The sequence below is a fragment of the Agrococcus sp. Marseille-Q4369 genome (genome assembly GCF_018308945.1).
Classification (GTDB): domain Bacteria; phylum Actinomycetota; class Actinomycetes; order Actinomycetales; family Microbacteriaceae; genus Agrococcus.
The window spans coordinates 1,113,470-1,138,017 of record NZ_CP070501.1 but is presented as its reverse complement, the minus strand read 5'-3'; the positions used below and the strand labels follow the sequence as shown (position 1 = coordinate 1,138,017).

At 72.8% G+C, this 24,548-nt stretch carries 24 protein-coding genes; 15 read left to right on the top strand and 9 right to left on the bottom strand.

The features are described from left to right. Entirely contained in the window at positions 1 to 564 is a 564-nt protein-coding gene (locus JSQ78_RS05720) for a hypothetical protein (RefSeq protein ID WP_211450107.1), read from the bottom strand. Between the two features lie 183 nt (positions 565 to 747). Next, positions 748 to 1,410 (bottom strand): GntR family transcriptional regulator, encoded by a 663-nt coding sequence (locus JSQ78_RS05715; protein ID WP_211450105.1) that lies wholly within the window; start codon positions 1,408 to 1,410, stop codon positions 748 to 750. A gap of 105 nt (positions 1,411 to 1,515) precedes the next feature. On the opposite strand from JSQ78_RS05715, the gene JSQ78_RS05710 reads away from it, so the two are divergent. The 6 genes from JSQ78_RS05710 to JSQ78_RS05685 are packed head-to-tail and all read left to right on the top strand — an operon-like array spanning position 1,516 to position 8,217. Beyond that, on the top strand, positions 1,516 to 2,541 hold the full coding sequence (locus JSQ78_RS05710; RefSeq protein ID WP_211450103.1) for a Bug family tripartite tricarboxylate transporter substrate binding protein: 1,026 nt from the start codon (positions 1,516 to 1,518) through the stop codon (positions 2,539 to 2,541). After that, positions 2,538 to 3,092, top strand: a complete 555-nt coding sequence (locus JSQ78_RS05705) for a tripartite tricarboxylate transporter TctB family protein (RefSeq protein WP_211450101.1) — start codon at positions 2,538 to 2,540, stop codon at positions 3,090 to 3,092. The genes JSQ78_RS05710 and JSQ78_RS05705 overlap by 4 nt, the downstream gene beginning before the upstream one ends. 16 nt (positions 3,093 to 3,108) lie before the next feature. Further along, positions 3,109 to 4,698, top strand: coding sequence for a tripartite tricarboxylate transporter permease (locus JSQ78_RS05700; protein WP_211450099.1), 1,590 nt, complete (start codon positions 3,109 to 3,111; stop codon positions 4,696 to 4,698). Continuing rightward, a complete protein-coding gene (locus JSQ78_RS05695) occupies positions 4,695 to 6,200 on the top strand; it encodes an MmgE/PrpD family protein (RefSeq protein ID WP_211450098.1) in 1,506 nt (501 codons plus the stop codon). The genes JSQ78_RS05700 and JSQ78_RS05695 overlap by 4 nt, the downstream gene beginning before the upstream one ends. Next, positions 6,200 to 7,126 carry a methylisocitrate lyase gene (gene prpB / locus JSQ78_RS05690; protein WP_211450096.1) on the top strand — a complete coding sequence of 309 codons (927 nt, stop codon included), beginning with the start codon at positions 6,200 to 6,202 and terminating at the stop codon, positions 7,124 to 7,126. Before JSQ78_RS05695 ends, prpB begins: the two co-directional genes overlap by 1 nt. Further along, a complete protein-coding gene (locus tag JSQ78_RS05685) occupies positions 7,123 to 8,217 on the top strand; it encodes an NADH:flavin oxidoreductase/NADH oxidase (protein ID WP_211450094.1) in 1,095 nt (364 codons plus the stop codon). Before prpB ends, JSQ78_RS05685 begins: the two co-directional genes overlap by 4 nt. 8 nt (positions 8,218 to 8,225) lie before the next feature. Here JSQ78_RS05685 and JSQ78_RS05680 read toward each other — a convergent pair whose 3' ends face one another. Next, entirely contained in the window at positions 8,226 to 8,570 is a 345-nt protein-coding gene (locus JSQ78_RS05680; RefSeq protein ID WP_211450092.1) for a type II toxin-antitoxin system PemK/MazF family toxin, read from the bottom strand. Then, entirely contained in the window at positions 8,567 to 8,812 is a 246-nt protein-coding gene (locus tag JSQ78_RS05675; RefSeq protein ID WP_211450091.1) for a CopG family transcriptional regulator, read from the bottom strand. Before JSQ78_RS05675 ends, JSQ78_RS05680 begins: the two co-directional genes overlap by 4 nt. Positions 8,813 to 8,969: 157 nt before the next feature. Here JSQ78_RS05675 and JSQ78_RS05670 point away from each other — a divergent pair, with 157 nt between their 5' ends. Then, positions 8,970 to 10,133, top strand: a complete 1,164-nt coding sequence (locus tag JSQ78_RS05670; protein ID WP_211450089.1) for an acyl-CoA dehydrogenase family protein — start codon at positions 8,970 to 8,972, stop codon at positions 10,131 to 10,133. A gap of 9 nt (positions 10,134 to 10,142) precedes the next feature. Here the strand turns inward: JSQ78_RS05670 and JSQ78_RS05665 are convergent, their stop codons facing one another. Then, positions 10,143 to 10,715, bottom strand: a complete 573-nt coding sequence (locus JSQ78_RS05665; protein WP_211450087.1) for a TetR/AcrR family transcriptional regulator — start codon at positions 10,713 to 10,715, stop codon at positions 10,143 to 10,145. 251 nt (positions 10,716 to 10,966) lie between these two features. On the opposite strand from JSQ78_RS05665, the gene JSQ78_RS05660 reads away from it, so the two are divergent. Then, positions 10,967 to 12,751: a hypothetical protein gene (locus tag JSQ78_RS05660; RefSeq protein WP_211450085.1), complete on the top strand. Its 1,785-nt coding sequence runs from the start codon at positions 10,967 to 10,969 to the stop codon at positions 12,749 to 12,751. A 58-nt stretch (positions 12,752 to 12,809) separates the two neighbouring features. Here JSQ78_RS05660 and JSQ78_RS05655 read toward each other — a convergent pair whose 3' ends face one another. Next, positions 12,810 to 13,658, bottom strand: coding sequence for an SRPBCC family protein (locus JSQ78_RS05655; RefSeq protein WP_211450083.1), 849 nt, complete (start codon positions 13,656 to 13,658; stop codon positions 12,810 to 12,812). Between the two features lie 175 nt (positions 13,659 to 13,833). Between JSQ78_RS05655 and JSQ78_RS05650 the strand changes: the two genes are divergently transcribed. Next, on the top strand, positions 13,834 to 14,988 hold the full coding sequence (locus JSQ78_RS05650) for a bifunctional 2-methylcitrate synthase/citrate synthase (protein ID WP_211450081.1): 1,155 nt from the start codon (positions 13,834 to 13,836) through the stop codon (positions 14,986 to 14,988). A 4-nt stretch (positions 14,989 to 14,992) separates the two neighbouring features. Next, complete coding sequence (locus JSQ78_RS05645) at positions 14,993 to 15,820, top strand: aldo/keto reductase (RefSeq protein ID WP_211450079.1); 828 nt, start codon at positions 14,993 to 14,995, stop codon at positions 15,818 to 15,820. Positions 15,821 to 15,968: 148 nt separating this feature from the next. Here JSQ78_RS05645 and JSQ78_RS05640 read toward each other — a convergent pair whose 3' ends face one another. Continuing rightward, entirely contained in the window at positions 15,969 to 16,640 is a 672-nt protein-coding gene (locus JSQ78_RS05640) for an alpha/beta hydrolase family protein (protein ID WP_211450077.1), read from the bottom strand. Between the two features lie 84 nt (positions 16,641 to 16,724). On the opposite strand from JSQ78_RS05640, the gene JSQ78_RS05635 reads away from it, so the two are divergent. Together JSQ78_RS05635 and JSQ78_RS05630 are read left to right on the top strand one after the other, a co-directional pair. Next, positions 16,725 to 17,144, top strand: a complete 420-nt coding sequence (locus JSQ78_RS05635; protein ID WP_211450075.1) for a DUF2695 domain-containing protein — start codon at positions 16,725 to 16,727, stop codon at positions 17,142 to 17,144. Between the two features lie 129 nt (positions 17,145 to 17,273). After that, positions 17,274 to 19,040 carry a thioredoxin domain-containing protein gene (locus JSQ78_RS05630; protein ID WP_211450073.1) on the top strand — a complete coding sequence of 589 codons (1,767 nt, stop codon included), beginning with the start codon at positions 17,274 to 17,276 and terminating at the stop codon, positions 19,038 to 19,040. 4 nt (positions 19,041 to 19,044) lie between these two features. Here JSQ78_RS05630 and JSQ78_RS05625 read toward each other — a convergent pair whose 3' ends face one another. Next, positions 19,045 to 20,745, bottom strand: coding sequence for a dolichyl-phosphate-mannose--protein mannosyltransferase (locus JSQ78_RS05625; RefSeq protein WP_211450072.1), 1,701 nt, complete (start codon positions 20,743 to 20,745; stop codon positions 19,045 to 19,047). Between the two features lie 76 nt (positions 20,746 to 20,821). Here JSQ78_RS05625 and rsmI point away from each other — a divergent pair, with 76 nt between their 5' ends. From rsmI to JSQ78_RS05610, 3 genes are read left to right on the top strand one after another with little or no spacing between them, the layout of a single operon-like run. Further along, positions 20,822 to 21,640: a 16S rRNA (cytidine(1402)-2'-O)-methyltransferase gene (rsmI, locus tag JSQ78_RS05620; RefSeq protein WP_211450070.1), complete on the top strand. Its 819-nt coding sequence runs from the start codon at positions 20,822 to 20,824 to the stop codon at positions 21,638 to 21,640. 50 nt (positions 21,641 to 21,690) lie between these two features. Beyond that, positions 21,691 to 23,241: a methionine--tRNA ligase gene (gene metG / locus JSQ78_RS05615; protein ID WP_211450068.1), complete on the top strand. Its 1,551-nt coding sequence runs from the start codon at positions 21,691 to 21,693 to the stop codon at positions 23,239 to 23,241. Positions 23,242 to 23,298: 57 nt separating this feature from the next. Next, positions 23,299 to 23,781, top strand: coding sequence for an SRPBCC domain-containing protein (locus JSQ78_RS05610; protein ID WP_211450066.1), 483 nt, complete (start codon positions 23,299 to 23,301; stop codon positions 23,779 to 23,781). A 4-nt stretch (positions 23,782 to 23,785) separates the two neighbouring features. Here the strand turns inward: JSQ78_RS05610 and JSQ78_RS05605 are convergent, their stop codons facing one another. Further along, complete coding sequence (locus tag JSQ78_RS05605) at positions 23,786 to 24,262, bottom strand: hypothetical protein (RefSeq protein WP_211450064.1); 477 nt, start codon at positions 24,260 to 24,262, stop codon at positions 23,786 to 23,788. Between the last annotated feature and the right edge of the window lie 286 nt (positions 24,263 to 24,548).

Genomic DNA, 24,548 nt, shown 5'->3' with positions numbered 1-24,548 from the left:
TCAGTCGTGCTCGACCCAGCAGACGAGCACGGCCGAGGCGACCGCATACGCGGCGCCGTCGCGGGTCAGCGCGCCGCCAGCGAGCGACTCGGGCAGCGCGGTCGCGTCGACGACGAGCGTCTTGCCGTCGCGCAGGAAGCCGACGATGCCGTCGCCGGTGGAGAACGACGGCAGCCCGAGCGCGAGCATCCCCTCGATCGCGGTCGCGTCGAGGCTGCGCTGCACCTCGGCGAAGTGCTCCTCGCCGACCGCGACATCGGTCGAGTCGTGCACGGTGAGCACGAGCGGTGCGCCCTCGATGTCGTACGAGCACGAGTAGTCCGGGGCATCCCACGAGGCGACGGGTTCGACGGCGCGCTCGAGCTGCAGCAGCGAGGCGATCGCGGTCTGCACCTGCCCGGCGCAGATCATCTCGGCAGCCGCCGACGGCGCGCCCGCGGTTCCGGCGTCATGGCCGCCGTGCTCCGCGCCGCTGCACGCCGCGAGCGCGAGCAGCGCGAGCGCGAGGGCCGCGCTGTCGCGCACCCGAGTCGCTGCAGCGGTGACGGGACTCGTCCGAGGCATCATGCGCTCCTTCGGCATGCGCACCGGCGGCCGCTCGGCCGTGACGCGGTGACCTCCAGTGTCCTCGCACCGGCGCCCGATCGCGGTCACGATCCCGCGTCGATTCGCGCAGGTGCGCCTCAAGCGCGGCCGAGCGGGAGGACCATCCGGCTCAGGCGTGGGCCGGCTCAGGCGTCGGCCGGCTCAGGCGTCGGCGTCGTGCTCGAGCATGAGCGAGATGGCGACGGCCTTCGCCGAGTCGATGTGGGCGCGCATGACGGCCTCGGCCCGCTCGGGGTCGCGCGAGACGACCGCCTCGAACACGGCCTTGTGCTCATCGGTCGCGTCGGACGCGCGACCCGGTCTCGCCGACGTGAGCGAGCGGTAGCGGTCCACGTGCCCGCGCACGATGCGCAGCAGGTTCTCGGCGAGCACGTTGCCGCTGATGCGCTGCAGCTCGTCGTGGAACTCGGCGCCGAAGCGCACCACTTGCGTGTAGTCGTCGCGCAAGCGGTCCATGAGCAAGATCTGCCGCTCGAGGATCTCGACGTCGGCGTCGGTCACCCGCCGGGCCGCGTCGGAGGCGATGAGCCCCTCGAGCCGAGCACGCGTGTCGAGCACGTGGCCGAGCTCCTCGACCGACACGGGCGCGACCATCGTCCTGTTCGAGCCGGACCGCACCGCGAGCCCCTCCATCACGAGCGTGGCCATCGCCTCCCGCACGGGCGTGCGGGAGACGCCGAGCTGCTCGGCGAGCTCCGGCGCCGACAGCGGCATGCCCGGCTCGAGCCGGCGCTCGACGATGAGCGAGCGCAGCTGCTCGTACGTCGACGCGCCGTGGTCGCGACGTCGCCCACGATCGTCCATGGGGCACAGTGTGCCACGGATACTCGCACTTGCTTATCTGCATGCAGATGTGCGAGTCTCGCCGAGGGCCGCAGTTCGGCCCGACAACGCCACGAAGGAGTGAACGTGAAGAACCACTGGAAGCTCGCCGCGGTCGTGGGCGCCACAGCCCTCGTGCTGACCGGCTGCACCACCGCGACGCAGCAGCCGAGCGCCAGCCAGGAGCCGGCCGGCTCCGAGGGTCCCGTCGCCGCCGAGAGCCTCGGCCGCATCGAGATCATAGCTCCTGCCAACCCCGGCTCCGGCTGGGACCAGACGGCTCGCGCGCTCGCCAGCGCCCTCGAGGGGACCGAGCTCGCCGAGTCCGTCACCGTGACCAACGTGCCCGGAGCGTCCGGCACCGTCGCCCTCGCGCAGATCGCCGGCAACCCGGGCCGCGACGGCGTGCTGATGGCCTCCGGCCTCGCCATGATGAGCGGCGTGCTCACGAATGACACCGGCGTGAGCCTCGACGACGTCACGCCGATCGCGCGCCTCATCGGCGAGGCCGAGGTCATCGTCGTTCCCGCTGCCTCCGAGTTCGAGACGGTCGACGACCTGCTCGCCGCGATCGCCGAGAACCCCGCGGGCGTGCCGATCGCCGGCGGCTCCGCCGGCAGCGCCGACCACGTCTTCCTCGGCCTGCTCGCCGAGCAGTACGACATCGCCCCGAGCGACCTCAACTACGTTCCCTACTCGGGCGGCGGCGAGGCGACGACCGCGCTGCTCGGCAACCAGGTGAGCGCCGGCATCTCGGGCATCGGCGAGTTCCGCCAGCAGATCGAGACCGGCGAGCTGCGCGGCCTGCTGCTCTCGACCGCCGAGCCCATCGAGGGCCTCGACATCCCGACGGTCGCCGACATCGACCAAGCCGACCTTGAGTTCGCCAACTGGCGCTCGGTCATGGCGCCGGCCGACCTCGACGACGAGCTGCGCCAGCAGTACGTCGACGTCATCACCGAGGTCGCCGCCTCCGACGAGTGGGCGGAGCTGCTCGAGACGAACGACTGGGCCGACCTGTTCCTCGCCGGCGACGAGTTCGCCGACTGGCTCACTACCGAGAACACCCGCGTCGAGGGCGTGCTCTCGCAGCTCGGCCTCGTCGTCCAGTGACGACCGACGCTCCGCTCGCCTCGGGAGCGGCCGCACCTGCGGCCGCCCCCGGGGCGAGCCCCGTTCCCGACACCCGACGCTGGCCCGAGCTGCTGCTCGCGGTTGCCGTGGTCGCGATCGGCGCGATCACGATCATCGACGGGATGGGTCAGCCCGTCTCGCGCTCGGCCTCCGGCCTGGGCGCGGGGCAGTTCCCGATCATCGTCGGCACCATCACCGCAGCGCTCGGCGCCGTGCTCCTCGTGCAGGTGCTGCGCGGCCGCCTCGGCCACCCCGACGCCGCCGAGGGAGACCTCGACGTCCGCACGATGCACTGGTGGCAGCTCGCGCTCTCCGCCGCGGCGATGATCGGCTTCGCGCTCACCGTCGAGGTGCTCGGCTACCCGATCGCCGCGGCGCTCACGTTCATCGCCGTCGCGGTCGCGACGGGCGCCCGTCGGTGGCTCGTCACGAGCGCCATCGCCGTCGTGCTCTCGCTCGGCATCTTCTACCTCTTCACGCTCGCGCTACGCATCCAGCTGCCCGCGGGCATCCTGACCGGGATCCTCTGATCATGGGAGTGCTCTGATGGAAGGCCTCGAGGGACTCCTCCACGGGTTCTCGGTCGCGTTCACGCTCCAGAACCTGCTCTTCGCCCTGCTCGGCGCCTTCGTCGGCACGATGATCGGCGTGCTGCCGGGCATCGGCCCGGCGCTCACGATCGCGCTGCTGCTCCCGATGACCTACGGCATGCCGGTCGCGAGCGCGTTCATCCTCTTCGCCGGCATCTACTACGGCGCGATGTACGGCGGCTCGACGACCTCCATCCTGCTGAAGACGCCCGGCGAGTCGGGCTCGATCGTCGCCGCGATCGACGGCAACGCGATGGCCCGCGCGGGGCGCGGCGCCGCAGCGCTCGCGACGGCGGCCATCGGCTCGTTCATCGCCGGCACGATCGCGACCGTGCTCGTGGCGATGTTCGCGCCGGCGATCGTCGACGTCGCGGTGCAGCTCGGCGCGGCCGACTACTTCGCGCTCATGGTGGTCGCCTTCCTGACCGTCGGCGCGCTCGTCGGCGGCTCACCGCTGCGGGGACTCATCTCGCTCGCGCTCGGGCTCACGATCGGGCTCGTCGGCATCGACTTCCAGTCGGGCCAGGACCGCTTGACCTTCGGCATGCCGCGCCTGCTCGACGGCATCGACACCGTCGTGCTCATCGTCGCGCTCTTCGCGATTGGCGAGGTGCTCTACGTCGTCGCGCACCAGACCTCGTCGAAGTACGCCGTCGCATCCATCAAGGGCCAGAAGTGGATGACCGGCACCGACTTCCGCCGCTCGTGGAAGCCGTGGCTGCGCGGCACGGCGATCGGCTTCCCGCTCGGCGTCATCCCCGCCGGCGGCAGCGAGATCCCGACGTTCCTCTCGTACTCGCTCGAGAAGAAGCTCGCGAAGGGTGCGCGCAAGGAGGAGTTCGGCAAGGGCGCCATCGAGGGCGTCGCCGGTCCCGAGGCGGCCAACAACGCGAACGCCGCGGGCACGATGGTGCCGCTGCTGACGCTCGGCATCCCGACCTCCGCGACCGCGGCCATCATCCTCGTCGCGTTCCAGCAGTACGGGCTCCAGCCGGGTCCCGCGCTGCTCGAGAACGAGGCCGACCTCGTCTGGGGCCTCATCGCGAGCCTGCTGATCGGCAACCTGATGCTGCTCATCCTCAACCTGCCGTTCGTCGGCGTGTGGGTGAAGCTGCTGAAGATCCCGAAGCCCTACCTGTTCGCGGGCATCGCGACCTTCGCGCTGCTCGGCGCCTACGCGGTCAACGGCGCGTCGTTCGACGTGCTGCTGCTCATCGCGTTCGGCGTCGTGGGCTACCTGCTGCGCCGCTTCGGCTTCCCGATCGCGCCCGTCGTCGTCGGCGCCATCCTCGGGCCGCTCGCCGAGCTCCAGCTGCGCCGAGCGCTCGACATCTCCGCGGGCGACCCGCTCACCCTCGTGAGCTCGCCGTTCTCGCTCGTCGTCTACATCACGCTCGCGCTCGTGCTGCTGCTGCCGAGCCTCATCCGGCGCCTCAACAAGCGCCGCCTCACGAGAACCACCATGCTTGACACCGTGCAGATCGACGGCGAGCGCGACCTCGAGTCGTCCGCGCCCGCACAGAACCGAACGAAGGAGACGCCATGATCCACCACGAGGTACGCGCCCGGAAGTCCGCCGAGAACCTGCCCCGCGAGGAGCAGCTCGCGTGGAAGATCGCCCAGGTCGCGGTCGACCCCGTGGAGGTCGAGGGTCAGGTCGTCGAGATGATCGCGAACCGCATCATCGACAACGCGGCCGTCGCGGTCGCGAGCCTCAACCGCGCGCCGGTCGTCTCGGCCCGCGAGCAGGCCCAGCGCCACCCCTACACGCCCGGCGCGGCCATCTTCGGCGTCGACGACCGCGTGAGCCCGGAGTGGGCGGCGTGGGCGAACGGCGTCGCCGTGCGCGAGCTCGACTTCCACGACACCTTCCTCGCGGCCGACTACTCGCACCCCGGCGACAACATCCCGCCGATCCTCGCGGTCGCGCAGCACCTCGGCTGCGACGGCGCCGCGCTCGTGCGCGGTCTCGCGACCGGCTACGAGATCCAGGTCGACCTCGTGCGCGCGATCAGCCTGCACAAGCACAAGATCGACCACGTCGCGCACCTCGGCCCGTCGGCCGCCGCCGGCATCGGCACGATGCTCGGCCTCGAGGCCGAGACGATCTTCCAGGCCGTCGGCCAGGCGCTCCACACGACGACCGCCACGCGCCAGTCGCGCAAGGGCGAGATCTCCACGTGGAAGGCGCACGCGCCGGCCTTCGCGGGCAAGATGGCGGTCGAGTCGGTCGACCGCGCGATGCGCGGCCAGACGAGCCCCGTGCCGATCTACGAGGGCGAGGACGGCTTCATCGCCTGGCTGCTCGACGGCTGGGAGGGCGTCTACCACGTGCCGCTGCCCGCACCGGGCGAGCCGAAGCGCGCGATCCTCGACACCTACACGAAGGAGCACTCGGCCGAGTACCAGGCGCAGGCGTGGATCGACCTCGCCCGCCGCCTCGGCACCGAGCGCCCCGAGCTGCGCGACCCGTCGAACATCGCCTCGATCGTGCTGCACACGAGCCACCACACGCACTACGTGATCGGCTCGGGCGCGAACGACCCGCAGAAGTACGACCCGACCGCGAGCCGCGAGACGCTCGACCACTCGATCCCGTACATCGTCGCGGTCGCGCTGCAGGACGGCGGCTGGCACCACGTCGACTCCTACGCGCCCGAGCGCGCGCAGCGCCCCGACACCGTCGAGCTGTGGAACAAGATCTCCACGCTCGAGGACCCGGTGTGGACCGAGCGCTACCACGACCCCGACCCCGACAAGAAGGCGTTCGGCGGCCGCATCGTCATCACCCTCACGTCGGGCGAGACGATCGAGGACGAGATCTCGGTGGCGGATGCGCACCCGGCCGGGGCGCGCCCGTTCGGCCGTGCGGAGTACGTGCAGAAGCTCCGCACGCTCGCCCAGGGCATCATCGACGACGCCGAGCTCGACCGCTTCCTCGGCCTCGTCGAGCGCCTGCCCGAGCTGACGCCTGCGGAGGTGCGCGAGCTCAACCTCCGCGCCCCCGCCGGCACGGTGGACGCCGGCACGACGCAGGGCATCTTCTAGTGCTCTCGAGCTCCGTCACCCCGAACGAGAAGCGCAAGGCGTTCCGGGCAGGGCTCGCCTCCGGGCGCATCCAGCGCTTCCCGGGGGCGTTCACGCCGCTCACCGCGCCGCTCATCCAGCAGCTCGGCTTCGAGGGCGCATACATCTCGGGCGCCGTCATGTCGGCCGAGCTCGGGCTGCCCGACATCGGCCTCACGACGCTCACGGAGGTCGCCGAGCGCGGCCGGCAGATCTCGCGCATGACCGACCTGCCGACGCTCATCGACGCCGACACCGGCTTCGGCGAGGCGATGAACGTCGCGCGCGCGGTGCACGAGCTCGAGGACGCCGGCGTCGCGGGCCTCCACCTCGAGGACCAGGTCAACCCCAAGCGGTGCGGCCACCTCGACGGCAAGGAGGTCGTCTCGCTCGACAAGGCGGTGCAGCGCATCGCCGCGGCCGCGAGCGCGCGCCGCGACAGCGACCTCGTCATCATGGCGCGCACCGACATCCGCGGCGTCGGCGCTTCCGGGGAGGCCGGCCTCGAGGCGGCGAAGGACCGCGCGAAGGCCCTCGAGGCCGCCGGCGCCGACGCGATCTTCCCCGAGGCGATGGCCTCGCTCGAGGAGTTCGCCGCCATCCGGGATGCCGTCGACGTGCCGATCCTCGCCAACATGACGGAGTTCGGCAAGAGCGCGCTGTTCACGCACCAGCAGCTCGAGGATGTCGGCGTCAACATCGCCATCCACCCGGTGTCGCTGCTGCGCATCGCGATGGGCGCGATCGAGCGCGAGCTGCGCCTGCTCAAGGAGACGGGCACGCTCGACGGTGCCGTCGAGCGCATGCAGACGCGCGCGCGGCTCTACGAGCTCAACGACTACGCGGCCTACAACGCGTTCGACGAGGGCGTGTTCAACTTCGACGTGCCGACGGGCACGAGCGAGTGAGCCTGCTCTTCTCGACCGTCGCGGTCGGGCCGCTCGAGGCGCGCAACCGCGCGTGGGTCTCGCCGATGTGCCAGTACTCCTGCGAGCAGCAGGACGGCATGCCGAACGACTGGCACCACGAGCACCTCGCGTCGTTCGCGCGCGGCGGCGCTGGCCTCGTCATGACCGAGGCCGCCGCGGTCGTGCCCGAGGGCCGCATCTCGCCGCAGGACGTGGGCATCTGGAACGACGCGCAAGCCGAGGCGTGGGCGCCGATCGCCGCGCGCATCCGCGCCCACGGCGCCGTGCCCGCGATGCAGCTCGCCCACGCGGGCCGCAAGGCGTCGACGTATCGCGCGTGGAGCGGGCGCGGCTCCGTGCCCGCCGCTGAGGGCGGCTGGCAGAGCGTCGGTGCGGGGTCGGATGCGTTCGGCCGCTTCGCGCCGCCGCGAGCGCTCGCCACCGACGAGGTCGCGCAGCTGCCGCAGGCGTTCGCCGACGCCGCCCGTCGCGCTGTCTCCGCGGGCTTCGAGGCGCTCGAGGTGCACGCCGCTCACGGCTACCTCCTCCACCAGTTCCTCTCGCCGATCACCAACGCACGCGCCGACGAGTGGGGGCCGGATGCGGCGGCCCTCTCGACGAGGCTCCTCCGGCTCGTCGTCGAGGCCGTCCGCGAGGCCGCGCCCGACGCGGCGCTCCTGGTGCGGCTGAGCGCCTCCGACTGGGTCGAGGGCGGCATCGACACCGCGCGGACGATCGAGCACGTGCGGGCCGCAGCCTCCGCGGGCGCCGACTGGTTCGACCTCTCCTCTGGCGGGCTCGACCCGCGGCAGGAGATCCCGCTCGAGCCCGGCTACCAGGTGCCGTTCGCGCGCGCCGTGCGGGAGGCGACCGGGGTGAAGGTCAACGCGGTCGGCCTCATCGACGAGCCCGAGCGCGCCGAGCGGGTGCTCGCCGCCGGCGACGCCGACGCGGTCATGCTCGCGCGCCCGTGGCTGCGCAACCCGCACTGGGCGCTCGAGGCCGAGGTCGTGCTCGACGGCGAGCTCCCCGCCGACGGCCCACACGCATCCGTCTGGCCTCCGCAGTACACGCGGGCGCGGCTGGTCTAGCGGACGGTTCAGACGCCGGTGACGAGGCGGACCCCGTCGGCGATCTTCGAGAGCACGTAGGCCGGCACTCGACCGACGGGGTACGGGTCGATGAACTCCCGGCTCACCGGCCCGAGCTGCGAGACGACGGCGACCGAGTCGCGATCGAGACCCGAGGCATCGAGGGGCACGATCACGTTCCCGGGGAAGGCCTCGAGCGCGACGTTGGAGGTCAGCGGCACGACGAGCACCGTGGCGATCGCGGTGGCGAGCAGCCAGTCCTCCTGCAGCACCACCGCAGGGCGCCGCTTCGCCGGTTCCGAGCCGCGCGGCGACCCGAAGTCGACCCACACCACGTCCCCGTGGGCGATCACCAGTCGGTGCCCTCGCCGATGATGCGCTCGGATTCCCGGAGAATCGGGCTGTCGGCGGACGGCTGGCCGACTCGGGCGATGACCGCTTCGGCCTGCGCGGTGAGCTCTGCCGCACCCTCGAGCTCGTCGGCGAGCCTGCGGCCGGCGCGCCGATAGAACTCCGAGCGGTTCATCCCGTGCCGAGCGGCGATCCGCTCGAAGCGCTCGAACTCTCCGTCCGGGATCGAGATCGCGGTCTTCATGCCGTCGAGTATAACCGGTCATACCGCGGCACTCCAGAGGCGCGTGCCGTACAGTGCTGGACGACTGCTCAGCGCGGAGCGCAGCCGAGCGGGTCGCGATCCGACCCACGGCTCCTCGCGCACGAAGGGCGGTCCCCTTCCAGAACGAGGAGCCGGCATGACGATCGACCTGACCACCTACGCCTTGAGCGACGAGGAGCTCGACCTCGCGCGCGCGGTGCGCGACTTCGCCGACAAGGTCGTCGCGCCCGCCTCGTACGAGGCCGACCGCACGAAGACGCTGCCGATGGACGTCGTCGCGCAGATGGGCGAGCTCGGCCTGTTCGGCATCCCGTTCCCCGAGGAGCACGGCGGCCAGGGCGGCGACTACTTCACGCTCGGCCTCGCGATCGAGGCGCTCGCGCGCGTCGACCAGTCGATCGCGATCACGCTCGAGGCGGGCGTGAGCCTCGGCGCGATGCCGATCCACCTCTTCGGCACCGACGAGCAGAAGGCCGAGCTGCTGCCCGACCTGCTCGAGGGGCGCGCGCTCGCGGGCTTCGGCCTCACCGAGCCCGAGGCGGGCTCCGACGCCGGTGCGACGCGCACGACCGCGCGGCTCGAGGGCGACGAGTGGGTCATCAACGGCGCGAAGCAGTTCATCACGAACTCCGGCACGCCCATCACGCGCTTCGTGACGGTCACCGCCGTCACGGGGGAGCGGGACGGCCGCAAGGAGATCTCGACCATCATCGTGCCGAACGGCACGCCGGGCTTCACGGTCGAGGCGCCCTACGACAAGGTCGGCTGGCACGCCTCCGACACGCATCCGCTCACCTTCCGCGACGCGCGCGTGCCAGCCGGCAACCTGCTCGGGCAGCGGGGTCGCGGCTTCGCGGGCTTCCTGCACATCCTCGACGAGGGGCGCATCGCGATCGCGGCGCTCGCGACGGGCGCGGCCGAAGGCTGTCTCGAGGCGTCGATCGACTACGCCAAGCAGCGCACCGTCTTCGGCGAGCCGCTCGCGACGCGCCAGAACGTGCAGTTCGTCATCGCGCGCATGCAGGCGCGCGTGCACGGCGCCCGGCTCGCGTGGCACCACGCGGCGAGGCTGCGGGATGCGGGCAAGCCGTTCAAGACGGAGGCCGCGATCGCGAAGCTCGTCTCGAGCGAGGCGGCGATGGACAACGCGCGCGACGCGACGCAGATCTTCGGCGGCAACGGCTTCATGAACGAGTACCCCGTCGCTCGGCACTACCGCGACTCGAAGATCCTCGAGATCGGCGAGGGCACGAGCGAGGTGCAGCTGCTCGTCGTGGCGAGGGCGCTCGGGCTGGCCTGAGCCCGCGCGTCAGCCGGCGACCGCGCCGACTGCGGCCAGTCGCGTACGTGCCGCGCGGAGCACCGCGAGGTCGACGGGGTGGTCGCCGTCCACCTCCGGCAGGTGCTGCAGCGCCTCGTCGCCGAGTGCGATCGAGAGGGCGACCGCGAACCGGGCTTCGGCGCCGCGGTCGGTCGCCGGCAGTCGGGCGTGCTCGGGGTGCTGCTCGAGCCAGCGCTCGACCACCCCGACCAGCGCGTCGCGGCTCGCGCGGCTGCGCGCCGACACGGCGCTGCTCATGCCTGGCTCACGCACGAACAGGGCGAAGCGACGGCGGCCGAGGTCGGGGTCCCCGTCGGCGCGGCGCACGTGCTCCACCGCGATGAGCCCTGCCGCGAGCACGAGGTCGTCGGCGTGCTCGGTGAGGATGCGCTCGGTCAGCTCGGCGTCGTACGCGATGGTGGTGCCGAAGATCGCTTGCTCGATCGACCAGAAGTAGTTGAAGAAGGTGCTGCGCGAGACGCCGGCCGACTCGCACACGCGACCGACGGTCACCGCGTCGATGCCTTCGGCGTAGGCGATCTCGACCGCCGCCGACTCCATGGCGCGCCGCGACTCCCGTCGCTTCCGTTCTCGTAGCCCTGTCATCCGGACATCACATCGCAGAACGTGGCTTGCGTCAAAGTTTGCACATAGTCCACTATAGAGGTCCCCAGCACGAGAGGCCCTTCATGTCGCGTCCCCAGCATCCCCACCCGCGAAATCCCCGCACGCGCCTCCGCGCGCGTGCTGGCGCCATCGACAGTCGAGCGCGCGGGGCGGGTGCCGTCGCCGTCGTCGCCGGGCTGCTGCTCATGGCGGTGCCGCCCATGGCGAGCGCCGAGCCCGCGCCGTCGCCCGTCGTGATCGCCGTCCGCGTCGACGACGGCACCGCAACCGCGCCGATCGCCGGCGCGCACGTCACTGTGCGCGAGGCGAGCGGCGAGCAGGTGCTCGTCGCGAGCGGGGTGAGCGGGCTCGACGGCTCGCTCGAGCTCGAGGTCGACGGCACGGCCGACTTCTACTTCGCCGAGGCGGAGTGGCCGGGCGATCGCGGCGACCTCGAGGATCCCGGCGTCGGCCGGAGCGAGTTCGTCGTCTCCCGCGGCGAGCCGGTCGACGTCGTGCTGTGGGGCAGCTTCGCGGTGGTCGACGGCACTGTCGCGGCGACGGTCGACGGCGAGCCGCTCCTCGATCTCAGCGGCGCAGCGATCGAGGTCGCGAGTGGGGGTGTGACGGTGCAGCGAGTGCCGCTCGCCGCCGACGGCTCGTTCGTCTCGGCCGCGCTGCCGACGAGCTGGGAGACGGCCACGAGCGTCTCGCTCGTCCCGCCGGCCGGCCTCGTCCTCGCGCCGGGCCAGCCCGCCGAGAACGCGCCGTTCGCGCTCCCGTTCGGCGGCTCGAGCCCGTCGGTCGTCGCGATCGAGCGCTCATTCGCCCTCATGAGCGACGGTGCCGCTCCCGAGCCGGTGCCGACGGAGTCGCCGGTGCCGACGGAGTCGCCGGTGCCGACCGAGTCGCCGGTGCCGACGGAGTCGCCTGTCCCGACGCCGGTCGATCCCTCGGAGCCGCTCGTCCCATCCGACCCGGTCGAGCCGACGCCCGGGCCGCACCTCCCGTCCGCCGCGCAGGTCGTGATCGGCGATGGCGCCAGCCTCGGCGAGCTGCTCGCCGGTGGCTCCGCGTCGACCGTCCAGACGATGCTCACTGCGCTCTTCCAGAGGGCGGACGATTCGTCGCCCGCCCTCGCGGGGTGGGTCGTCGATGCGCAGGGCGCGACCGTCGGCGTCGGGCTGATCGATGAGCCCAACGCTCTCTCGCGCCCCTACCTGGCGTTCTTCAAGCGTCCGCCCGAGGCGGCTGGCCCGCCGCTGTGGATCCTCGACATTCGCGCCCTGCTCGACGCGGCCGCGCTCGCCGGGGCCAGCGACTCCGAGCTCCAGGCCCTGATCGCTGCGCTCAATGCGGGCAGCGCCCAGCTGGGCCTCGAGGTCGATGCCGAGGCGGCGCTCGCCGCCTACGTCGGGTCGCCCACGCCCGATGCGCTCTCGGAGGCGGCACGGGCGCTGCTGGCCGCGGGTGTCGACCATTCGCTGCTGGCCGGCGAACCCGAGGATCGGCTCGCCGAGGCCCGCGAGCAGGCGGCGGCGCTCGCGGCGCAGATGGAGGCGTCCCGCGCGAGCCAGCAGGGCGCCATGGGGGAGGTCGAGGAGCTCCTGAGCGACGAAGATCGGGCCGCCGCCGTGCTCTCGGCGCACGAGCAGCTGCTCGCAGCCGCGCGCTCGAGGGTCATCGGCACGGTGCGGTCGGAGCCTGTGCCGCTCGGCACGGTGCACTGGGATCGCGGCACAGGCACGGGGGCGTTCGACCTCGCGCGCGTGCCTGCGGGCGAGCACCACCTGATCCTCGAGTTCGCGGAGCTCGGCGCGATCGCCATCCAGCCCGTGTCGATCGGCGCGGCATCCACGGCGGAGCTGCCGCGGACCGGGGCCACCGCTTCGCCCGCGCTCGCGCTCGGGCTGAGCCTGCTCGTGCTCGGCGGCGCGGCCCTCCTCGCGCCGCGCCTCGCGCGTCGAGCACACGCGCGAGCGGCCGCGTAGCGCGCGGCGGCGCCACTCCGGGAGGAGCGCGTCCGGCAGCGGCGCCGTCGCGCGCGCCCTAGGTCGACGGCGCGAACTCGAACTCCGGCTCCGCGTTCGCGCCGGTCGTGCCGTGCTCGGCGCCGTCCTCGACGAAGGCCTTGAGCCGCGCGTTGAGGTCGGCCCAGCCGTAGTCGTAGCCCGACCCGGTGCCCTTGACGTCGTCGTCGCCCCACAAGCGCATCGCGTCGTGCTCGAGCGTGACGCGCGTGCCGGCATCCGTCGCCTCGAGCTCGTAGCGCGCCTCGCCCGTGTAGGCGGGGCCCATGCCCATCTGCCCCGCCCAGGCGTAGGCGCGACCGGGCTCGCACGCGGTGACGATGCCCCACAGCGCGGTCGCGTCGCCGCGCCGCTCGAGCACGGCGCCGCCCGCGCGCTGCGGGAACTCGAGCTGCTGGCCGGTGCCCTCGAGCATGAGGTAGGGCGAGCCCCACCAGCGGTGCGGCTCGTCGACGAGCGCCTGCCAGACGCGCTCGACCGGGGCGGCGATGTCGATCGCCTGGCGGACGTGGAACTCGTTCATGTCGGTCTCCTCCCGCGCGGGCGCCTCGGCGAGGCGCCGCACGCTGTCGAGCGAGTGCGCGGTGCGCGCGCTCGTCGGGTCGAGCCACCCGATGGTGGCCTGGTAGAGGGCGGATGCGTTGAGGGCGTTCTCGCGCTCGCGGCCCCGGTCGGTGACGAGCACGAGCTCGGCGTCGCGCAGCACCTGCAGGTGCCGCTGCGTCGCGAATCGGCTGGGAGAGAGGCCCGCCTGGGCGATCGCCTCGTGGAGGCGGCCGGTCGATGCGGGACGCTCGCGGAGCGCATCGAGGATGCGGCGGCGCGCGGGGTGCGAGAGCGCCGACCACACGGCGTCGTGCTGGGTCATCTCGCTCCTCGGAGGACGTGTGCGGGAGAGCGCACACGTCGATGGTGCACCGGCGCTCGGCGGCCGTCAAGAGGCGGCGCCTCGGCATCGCGCACCTCGTTCGCTCGGCGAACGAGTTCTGAGCGACCGTGCCCTAGAGTCGGTTGCGGTTCCCGCCACTCGACCTAGGAGCACCATGGCCGACATCAAGAAGGGCCTCGCCGGTGTCATCGCAGACACCACCGAGGTCTCGAAGGTCAACCCCGACACGAACTCGCTGCTCTACCGCGGCTACCCCGTGCAGGAGCTCGCGCTCACCCAGCCCTTCGAGGCCGTCGCGCACCTGCTGTGGCACGGCGACCTGCCCACCGACGAGCAGCTCGCCGAGCTGCGCGCGAAGGAGCGCGAGCACCGGGCGCTCCCCGAGAACGTGAAGACGGTCATGGATGCGCTCCCGACGACCGCGCACCCCATGGACGTCGTGCGCACGGCCGTCAGCATCGTCGGGGCCAACGACCCGACGACCGAGGACGCATCCGCCGATCTCGAGAAGGCCTTCCGGCTCTTCGCCGTGCTGCCCGCGATCGTCAGCTATGAGCAGCGCCGCCGCAACGGCCAGGGGCTCATCGAGCCGCGCGACGACCTCGACTACGCCGCGAACTTCCTCTGGATGTCGTTCGGCGAGGAGGCCGACCCGGTCGTCGTCGAGGCGTTCAACCAGTCGATGGTGCTCTACGCCGAGCACTCGTTCAACGCATCCACCTTCACCGCCCGCGTCATCACCTCGACGCTCGCCGACCTCTACTCCGCCGTCACCGGTGCGATCGGCGCGCTCAAGGGGCACCTGCACGGCGGCGCGAACGAGGCCGTGATGGAGGTCTTCGACGAGGTCGGCTCGGCGGATCGGGCGGATGCGTGGATGCAGTCGGCGCTCGACGAGAAGCGCAAGATCATGGGCTTCGGGCACCGCGTCTACAAGAACGGCGACTCGCGCGTGCCGACGATGCGCGCCGCGCTCGAGCGGCTCGTCGAGCACTACGACCGGCCCGACATGCTCGAGATCTACCGCGCGCTCGAGCAGGCGATGGCCGACCGCAAGCCCATCAAGCCGAACCTCGACTTCCCGTCGGGGCCGGCGTACGCGCTCATCGGGTTCGACGTGCCGATCTTCACGCCGCTGTTCGTCGCGGCGCGCGTGACGGGCTGGACCGCCCACATCATCGAGCAGCGCGCGAACAACGCGCTCATCCGCCCCCTCTCTGAGTATGTCGGCGTCGACGAACGGCATGTGCCGGGCATCGACGCGGAGGCGCTGCCGGAGGACACGTCCACGATCCAGGAGATCGAGTAACCGCATGACCATCCCCACCCTGCAGCTCAACGACGGCCACACGATCCCGCAGCTCGGCTTCGGCGTCTTCAAGGTCGACCCGACCGAGACGGAGCGCATCGTCACCGAGGCGTTCGAGGCCGGCTACCGCCACATCGACGCCGCGGCGATCTACCGCAACGAGGAGGGCGTCGGCCGCGCGATCGCCGCGAGCGGCATCCCGCGCGACGAGCTCTTCATCACGACGAAGCTCTGGAACGACCGCCGGGGCGCCGCCGAGACGCGCGCCGCGATGGGCGAGAGCCTCGAGAAGCTCGGGCTCGACCACGTCGACCTCTACCTGATCCACTGGCCCACGCCCGCCAACGGCAGCGTCGTCGAGACGTGGGAGACCTTCGCCGAGCTGCGCTCGGAGGGGCTCACCACCTCGATCGGCGTCTCGAACTTCGACGAGCGCTTCCTGCCCGGCGTGCTCGAGACCGGCATCGTGCCGGCCGTCGACCAGATCGAGCTGCACCCGCAGTTCCAGCAGCGCGCCGCGACGGCCCTCGCCGCCGAGCACGACATCAAGATCGAGGCGTGGGGACCGCTCGGCCAGGGCAAGGTCGACTACTCGGCGACGGTCATCGGCGAGATCGCCGAGCGCCTCGGCGTCTCGTGGGCGCAGGTCACGCTCGCGTGGCACCTCGCCGCCGGCCGCATCGTCTTCCCGAAGTCGAACCGCCCCGAGCGCATGGCCGAGAACCTGGCTGCCGCCGAGGTGACGCTCTCGGCCGATGACATCGCCGCGATCGACGCGCTCGACCAGGGTGCGGCCGGCCGCGTCTCGGCCGACCCCGCCGAGACGAACTAGCGCGCGGCGCCCCACCGCGACCCGACCCCTTCTCGCCGACTCGACCCCTTGCAACGGGTCGAGTCGGCGGGGAGGGGTCGGCTCGTCCGCGGGCAGGGTCGGGTCGGCGGGAAGCGGTCGAGTCGCTGCGAACGGGTCGCGTCGCGGCTCAGCGCAGCAGCGCCGCGATGCGCGGGCCGAGGGCCTCGGCGACACGCTGCTGGTCGCGGTCACCCTTCGCGACGAGGAACGAGTGGTCGCCGCCGGCCACCCAGTCGACGCGCGCGTCCGGCAGCCGCTCGACGAGCCGATCGAGCAGGTCGCCCGACTGGAACGGGTCGTTCGTGCCCTGCAGGAACCGCTGGGGCAGCGCGATCGCGTCGAGGTGCGCGTCCTTGAGCCGCTCCGGCTTGCCGGGCGAGTGCAGCGGGTAGCCGAGGTAGAGGAGCCCCGCCGCCGGCATGCCGCCCGCGACCGCCGCTGCCGCCATGCGGCCGCCGAACGACTTGCCGCCCGCCCACGGGGCGTGCGGGAGCAGCGGTGCCACCGCATCCATCACCGCGATCCACGTCGCGATCGCGCTCGGCTCGCGCTCGGGCTGGCGCTTGCCGGCCTGCGCGTTCGGGAAGCTCGCGCGCGCGACGGCGACGCCGGCAGCCACGAGCCCGCGCGCCGCGCCGACCATCCACGGGCTCGTCGCCGAGCCGCCCGCGCCGTGCATGAGCACGAGGCTCGCCCACGGGTCGCGCGGGAGCTCGACGATCGCGTCGACGTGCGGCACGGTCGGGTGCTCGATCGCGACGGGCACGATGCTGGTCTCGTCGAGGGTGTGGGCGTCCATGCATCGAGCCTCGCACGCCTCGCTCTCCACAGGCAGGCGGATGCGTCGCACACGCAGGACGGGGAGCCTGCCACCCTGCGCCGCATGGAGCCATCGATCGCCGACGAGGCGGAGTCCTACCTGCACGGACTGCTCGAGGAGTGGGCCGTGCCCCAGCCGGGCGAGTGCATCGCCTGCTACCTCGACCGCGCGCTCGAGGGCGGCGGCTGCGACGGCGACCTGCGCTTCGCCGAGCGCTACCGCGACCTCGTCGCGCCGCGCGCGACGGCGCTGCTCGCACGGCTGGAATCCGCCGGCGGGTACTGCGACTGCGAGGTGCTCGTCAACGCGATGCAGCCGGCGTGGCACCTGTGGTCGACCAGCCGCGAGATCGAGGTCGACGGGCGCACGATCGTGCTCGAGGCCGAGCCGCCCGAGTCGATGCCGCCGTGCCTCGGCGTGCGGCGCGGCTCGACGCAGCCGTGCCGCAACTGGCATCGGATGATCCGGCGCGGGCGATGGTGAGCGGCGGCGAGGGGCGGCCGCGCGGGCCGCCGGTGGTCGCGGACGCGAGCGGCCGCAGCGCCGGCGCCGGCGCGATCGAGCGCCTTCGCGAGCACGCGGCGCCCAGCCTCGCGGAGTAGCGTCCCGCGCATGGAGCGACCCGTCGACAACCGGCTCGCGCACGCGGCGAGCGAGTACTTGCGGCTGCACGCCGACAACCCCGTCGACTGGCGCGAATGGGGCGAGGAGGCGTTCGCCGAGGCGCGCGAGCGCGGCGTGCCCGTGTTCGCCTCGGTCGGCTACGCGACGTGCCACTGGTGCCACGTCATGGCGCGCGAGTCGTTCGCCGACCCCGAGATCGGGCAGCGGCTGCGCGAGGGGTTCGTCGCCATCAAGGTCGACCGCGAGGAGCGGCCCGACGTCGACGCTGCCCTCATGAGCGCCGCGAGCGCCTTCACGCGCAACCTCGGCTGGCCGCTGAGCGTCTTCCTCACGCCCGACGGGCTGCCCTTCTTCGCCGGCACCTACTTCCCGCCCACGAGTCGGCAGGGCTTGCCGGGCTTCGGCGAGCTGCTCACGGCGATCGGGCAGGCGTACCGCGAGCAGTCGGATGCCGTGCTCGCGACCGCGGCGCGCGTGCAGGAGGCGCTTCGGGACGCGGCTCGCGGCGCCGGCGGGGAGGCGCCGAGCGCCGAGGAGGCGCGCGCTGCGCTCGCCTCCGTCGAGTCGGTCGAGGACACGTGGCACGGCGGCCTCGGCGAGGGGCAGAAGTTCCCGCAGCCGGGTCTCATCGTCGCGCTCGCCGAGCCGCGCACGGCCGCGCTCGCACCGGGGCTCGCGGAGCGGCTGCTCGACGCGGCTGCGGGTGGCGACGACGTGGTCGCGACGGGCGGCTACTCGAGCCTCCGCGGCCGCGACGGCGGCTTCTTCCGCTACGCGACGCAGCGCGACTGGACGGTGCCGCACTTCGAGCGGATGCTCGTCGACAACGCGCAGCTGCTGCACGCCGCGACGCTGCTCGGCCGAGAGCGCGTCGCCACCGGCATCGTCGGCTTCCTCGGCGACGTGCTGCGACTGCCGGGCGGCGCGTTCGCGATCGCCGAGGATGCCGAGTCGACGGTCGCCGGCGAGCGCGTCGAGGGCGGCTGGCACCTCGCGGCCGATCCCGACGCGCCCGGCGTCGAGCGGCCTCCGCTCGATCGGCTCGTCGTCACCGCGGCGAACGGGCTCGCGGTCGAGGCGCTCGCGATCCGAGCGCTCCGCGACGACGACGAGCGCGCGCTCGAGCTCGCCCGGGGCGCCGCCGAGTTCCTGCTCGAGCACCACGCGGCCGACCCCGCCGCGCTCGTGCACGCGAGCCTCGAGGGCCGTCCCTCGCGTGCCTCGGCCACGGCCGCCGACGCCGGCTGCCTCGCCTCGGGGCTCCTCGCGCTCACCGCCGCGACCGGCGAGGCGCGCTGGGCGGTCGCCGCGCGGGCGATCCTCGCGGCGGCACCCGACCCCGCCGCGCCGACGGGGCAGGGGCCGGCGCTCGAGCGCGGGCCGGACTCCGACGGCGATGCCCCTTCGGGCCGCTCCGCGCTCGCCGGCGCGCTGCAGCAGCTCTACGCGCTCACGGGCGACGCGGCCCACCTCGAGCACGCGCAGCGCGTGCTCGACGCGAGCCTCGCGATGCGCAACCCGCTCGCCGGCGCCGCCTCCTTGCGGGTCGCGGCGCTGCTCGCAGAGCCGCCGCGCACGACCGTGCTCGTCGGCGAGCCGCCGATCGAGCACCGGCGCGAGCCCGGCGCGGTCATCGCATCGCCCGCGCAAGCGGTCGAGCTCGCTGCCGCAGGCTTCTCGCTCTTCGAGGGCAAGACCGAGCCGGGCGCCTACCGCTGCGAGGCGTTCGTGTGCGAGCTCCCCGAGCGCTACTGAGCGGTCAGCGGCCCGGCCACGTCGGCGGCCAGTAGCGCAGCCGGATGAGGTCCGACTCCAGCTGGATGCCGTACCAGACCGGCATGAACCACAGCGAGACCGCGATCGCGACGACCACGATCACGACGACGACGGCCCAGCCCGCCGCTCGCCGCTCGGCGCCGTCGTCGATCCCCGCGGGCGGCGCGACGGCGACGGCGACGTCCACCTCGAGCCGGGTCGACGCATCCGCCGCCACCCGCCGCGGCCCCACGAGCAGCTGCAGCGCGTGGGCGAGCCCGATCACCATGAACGGCAGCATGACGATGGCGTAGAAGAAGAAGATCGTGCGCTCGGGCACGAGCAGCCACGGCAGGTAGCCGGCCGCGACGGCGACGAGCAGGAAGCCCGCGCGGCGGTCGAGCGAGCGGCCGAAGTGGAACAGCAGCACGCCGAGCGCGACGACCGAGGCGTACCAGACGAGCAGGTTCGGCAGCGCGGTCACCCACCAGGTGCCCTCCGCGCCCGAGACCATCTCGAAGCCCGTCGGGCGGCCGAGGTAGAACCACTCGAACGCCGGCGACTGGTAGCTGTGGTCGTTCGTGAGGCCGACGTGGAAGCCGAACTGCTGCACGTGGTACTGCCACAGCGACTGCAGGCCGAGCGGCACCCACGCGAGCAGCCCGCCCCAGCGCAGGTCGGCGCGCTCGAGCATGAGCTGCGAGCCCCAGCCGCCGTCGAACCAGCCGGCGTAGCTCGCGACGTAGACGACGAGCGCCGGCCCGCACAGCAGCACGAAGCTCGCCGGCGCTTGCGAGAGCAGCGTGCCGAGCCACGGGGAGCGGTAGCCGGCGCGGCGCCGGTCGAGCGCGTCGAGAGCCACGGTCCACAGGCCGAACGCGGCGAGGAAGGCGGCGCCCGACCACTTCGTCGCGCACGCGGCGCCGAGCAGCACTCCGGCGACGATGATCCACGGCCGGTTCCAGAAGGCGGCGAGGATGCGCTGCGGCCGGTCGGCGAGGGCGCGCACGGTGCGCGCGGGGGAGCCGCGCCGGTCGATGAGCAGCGCGCCAGCGCCCGCGAGCACGAACATCGCGAGCACCCCGTCGAGCAGCGCCGTGCGGCTCATGACGATCGCGAGCCCGTCGATCGCCACGAGGAAGCCCGCGAGGCTCGCGAACGCGACCGAGCGCAGCAGCCCGCGCGCGACCGCGTAGGTCAGGCCGACGACGGCGATGCCGGCGAGGGCGCTCGGCAGCCGCCACCAGAACGGGTCGGCCATGCCGAACACGGCCATCGCCATGCCGATGATCCACTTGCCGAGCGGCGGGTGCACGACGTAGTCCGGCTCGTCGGTGAGGCCGCCGGGGTCGCCCGCCTCGAAGCGCTCGTCGCTGCCCTCGACCCACTCGCCCTCGTAGCCGAGCTGCCAGGTCGACCAGCCCTCCTTGACGTAGTACGTCTCGTCGAAGACGAGCACACCCGGGTGGCCGAGGTTCGTGAGCCGCACGAGCGCGGCGAGCGCGAGGATGGCGACTGGCGCGCCGATCTCGACGCGGCGACGGATGCCCGGCTCGAGCAAGCGCCGCTCGACGGAGGCGTACGCGGCGGTGAGCCGCCCGCCGGCCCGGCCGGATCGGCGCGAGGGCGCGGGCTCGGCCGCCGCCTCGACGTCGTCGCGGTCGTCGACGCCGTCGGCGTCGTCGGCGGTGCGGGGCAGGGTCACACGCCCGATTGTCGCATCGCTCCTCGGTGGCTGAGCGTGTCGAAGCCTGGCGGTCGCCGCGGGCTAGCCTGGCCGGGTGATCATCCTCGGGGCGACGCCCATCGGCAACCTCGGCGATGCGAGCGGGCGGCTGCGCGAAGCGCTCGCCACGGTGCCGGTCATCGCCGCCGAGGACACCCGCACGGCCCGCCAGCTCCTCCGCGCCCTCGGCATCGACGCGCAGCCGCAGCTCGTCGCGCTCCACGAGCACAACGAGGAGGCCGCTTCGCCCGCGCTCGTCGAGCGCGCTCGCGAGGGCGACGTGCTCGTGCTCACCGACGCCGGCATGCCGACCGTGAGCGACCCCGGCTTCCGGCTCGTGCAGGCCGCCGTCGCCGCGGGCGTCGAGGTGTCGTGCCTGCCCGGGCCCTCCGCGGTGCTCACGGCACTCGCGCTCTCGGGCCTGCCCACCGACCGCTTCGCGTTCGACGGCTTCCTGCCGCGGAAGGCGGGGGAGCGCGACCGCATGCTCGCCTCCATCGCTCGCGAGGAGCGCACCGTCGTGCTCTTCGAAGCGCCCCACCGGCTCGCCGAGTCGGTCGAGGCGATCGACCGCGCCATGCCCGGCCGGCGCATCGCCGTCGCGCGCGAGCTCACGAAGCGCTTCGAGGAGGTGCGGCGCGGCACGGCCGCCGAGCTGCTCGACTGGGCCCGCGCGGGCGTGAAGGGCGAGATCGTGATCGTCGTCGAGGGCGCGGCGCCGGTGCTCGCCGACCTCGACGCCGCCGTCGCACAGGTGCTGCGCCTCAAGGAGAGCGGGATGCGGCTGAAGGACGCCGCGGCGGAGGTCGCGGAGGCGACCGGGCACCCGCGGAACGCGCTGTATCAGGCCGCCCTGGCGCATCCACCCGCCTGAGCGCCCGCGACCGGCGGTCGGAGGAGCCGGCGGCTCCTAGACTTGACCCCATGTCTGAGCGCTTCACGGTGACGACGCCGATCTACTACGTCAACGACGTACCCCACATCGGCCATGCCTACAACGAGGTCGCCACCGACGTCCTCGCCCGCTGGCACCGCATGCGCGGCGACGACACGTGGATGCTCACGGGCACCGACGAGCACGGGCAGAAGATCATGCGCACCGCGGCCGCGAACGGCGTGAGCCCGCAGGAGTGGACCGACCGGCTCGTCGAGACCGCGTGGAAGCCGCAGCTCGAGCTGCTCAACATCGCGAACGACGACTTCATCCGCACGACCGAGGAGCGCCACAAGGCCGGCGTGCGCATCTTCCTCGAGCGGCTCAAGGACGCCGGGTACATCTACCACGGCGAGTTCGAGGGGCAGTACTGCGTCGGCTGCGAGGAGTACAAGACCGCGAACGACCTCGTGCCGGGCACGGGCGAGTTCGAGGGCCAGCTCGTGTGCGCCATCCACTCCCGCCCGATCGAGGTCGTGCGCGAGGCGAACTACTTCTTCAAGCTCAGCGAGTTCGGCGACCGGCTGCTCGCGCTCTACGACGAGCGCCCCGACTACGTGCAGCCCGAGCACGTGCGCAACGAGGTGCGGCAGTTCGTCAAGCAGGGCCTCACCGACCTCTCGATCAGCCGCAACACCTTCGACTGGGGCATCAAGGTGCCGTGGGACGAGAGCCACGTCGTCTACGTCTGGTTCGAGGCGCTCCTCAACTACATCACCGCGAACGGCTACGGCGTCGACGACGAGCAGTTCGCGCGCCGCTGGCCCGCCGTGCACATCGTCGGCAAGGACATCGCGCGCTTCCACGCCGTCATCTGGCCCGCGATGCAGATGGCCGCGGGCCTGCCGATCTCGGAGCACGTCTTCGGCCACGGCTGGCTGCTCGTCGGCGGCGAGAAGATGTCGAAGTCGAAGGCGACCGGCATCGAGCCGCGGCAGATCACCGACGTCTTCGGCGTCGACGCCTTCCGCTACTACTTCTCGTCGGCGATCGCGTTCGGCTCCGACGGCTCCTTCTCGTGGGAGGACCTCGACGCCCGCTACCACTCCGAGCTCGCGAACGGCCTCGGCAACCTCGCCTCGCGCGTCATCGCGATGGTGCACAAGTACTGCGACGGCGTCGTGCCCGACGTCGCGCCGGATGACGCCATCCGGGATCTCGTGACGGATGCGGTGGGTCGCGCCGACAGCGCGATCGACCGCTTCGCGATCGACCAGGCGGTCGACGCGGCGATGGCGATCGTCGAGCGGCTGAACGGCTACATCACCGAGCAGGCGCCGTGGGTGCTCGCGAAGGACGAGGCGCAGCGCGACCGGCTCGCCGAGGTGCTCGCCTCGAACGTGCACGGCATCGGCGCCGCCGCGATCCTGCTCGCGCCGATCATGCCCGCGAGCGCGCAAGCGCTGTGGGCGGCGGTCGGCGGCGAGGGCGACGTGCTCGAGCAGCCGATCCGGCAGGCGCACGAGTGGCGGGGCACGGGCCGCGTGACGACGGTGCCGCCGCTCTTCCCGCGCATCGAGCAGGCGGCGCCCGCGGCGTAGCCCGCCCCCGCTCGTCGAGTAGGGCACCGCGAGCGGGAGGGGCGTAGGGTCTCGGCCATGGCGGAGACGACCCACGAGCGCGTCGGCGAGCAGTCGGTGGTGCACCGGCGCGAGTTCGATGCGAGTCCCGAGCAGGTGCAGCGCGCGCACACGACGGCTGAGCTCTTCGCGCAGTGGATGGGCCCGCGCGGCTCTCGGCTGCGCATCGACCGCTTCGAGCCGCACACGGGCGGCCGCTTCGACTACACGGTGGAGACGGGGGAGGGCGAGGCAGGCGGCGAGTGGCGCTTCTGGGGCTCCTACCACGAGGTCGTCGCGGGCAGGATCGTGCACACGTGGGAGTTCCAGCAGGAGCCGGGCAGGCCGACGCTCGAGGTGCTCGAGTTCCGCGAGCTGCCGGGCGGCCGCAGCGCGCTCGAGATCACCTCGACCTACGCGTCGAAGGCGGCGTGCGACGCGATGGTCGCCTCGGGCATCGACGGCGGGATGGACGAGGACTTCGAGCGCCTCGACGAGGCGCTCGCGCTGCTCGCCCGCTGACGCGCTACGAGGCGGGCAGGCGCAGCGCGTACTCCTCCTCGAACCCGACGACCGAGAGGTCGAGGCCGGCGTCGGCCTCCACCTCGGTCGGCACCTCGAGCCGGTAGGTGCGCGCCGTGGTCGGCATCGCGCACGCATCGTCCTGCAGGAACGCGACGACGATGGAGCGCTCGCTGCTCGGCACCGGGTCGCCGGCGGCCGGCCAGCAGTCCTCCGCGACGGGCAGCGACACCGCGAACAGGCTCGGCTCCTCGATCCAGACGACGACCGCGCCGAGCCGCAGCACGTCGTCGACCGACGCGCCGCTCTCGAGCGGCACGCCGGGCTCGCCCGGGTTGAGCTCCTCGGGCGCCGCGCCACGGACCGCTTCGAGCGCCTCGGCGGCGATCGTGGACGCGTCCTGCGCGCTCGACGAGGACGACGCATCCGACGCCTCGGAGAAGCCGACCGGGCTCTCGCTCGCGGCCCCCTGGCCGCTCATGGTGCACCCCGCAGTGGCAAGGCTCGCTGCGATCATGACGGGCAGTGCGAGGCGGAAGCGCATCCGGTGGGTCCTCCTGAACGTGGTCGGTCGTGCTCCACGTTCGCAAGCGAGCCCTCGCGCGGCCTGGACGCGAACCAAGCATTCGCTCTGCTCGAGCCCTCGTAGGCTTGGGAGCATGCCTGCCGACCACGACGGAACCGCGCCCCTCGACGTGCCCGAGACGCCCGGCGAGACGGTGCTGCCGGGCGGCGAGTACATCCGCGAGCGCTTCGACGACGGCAAG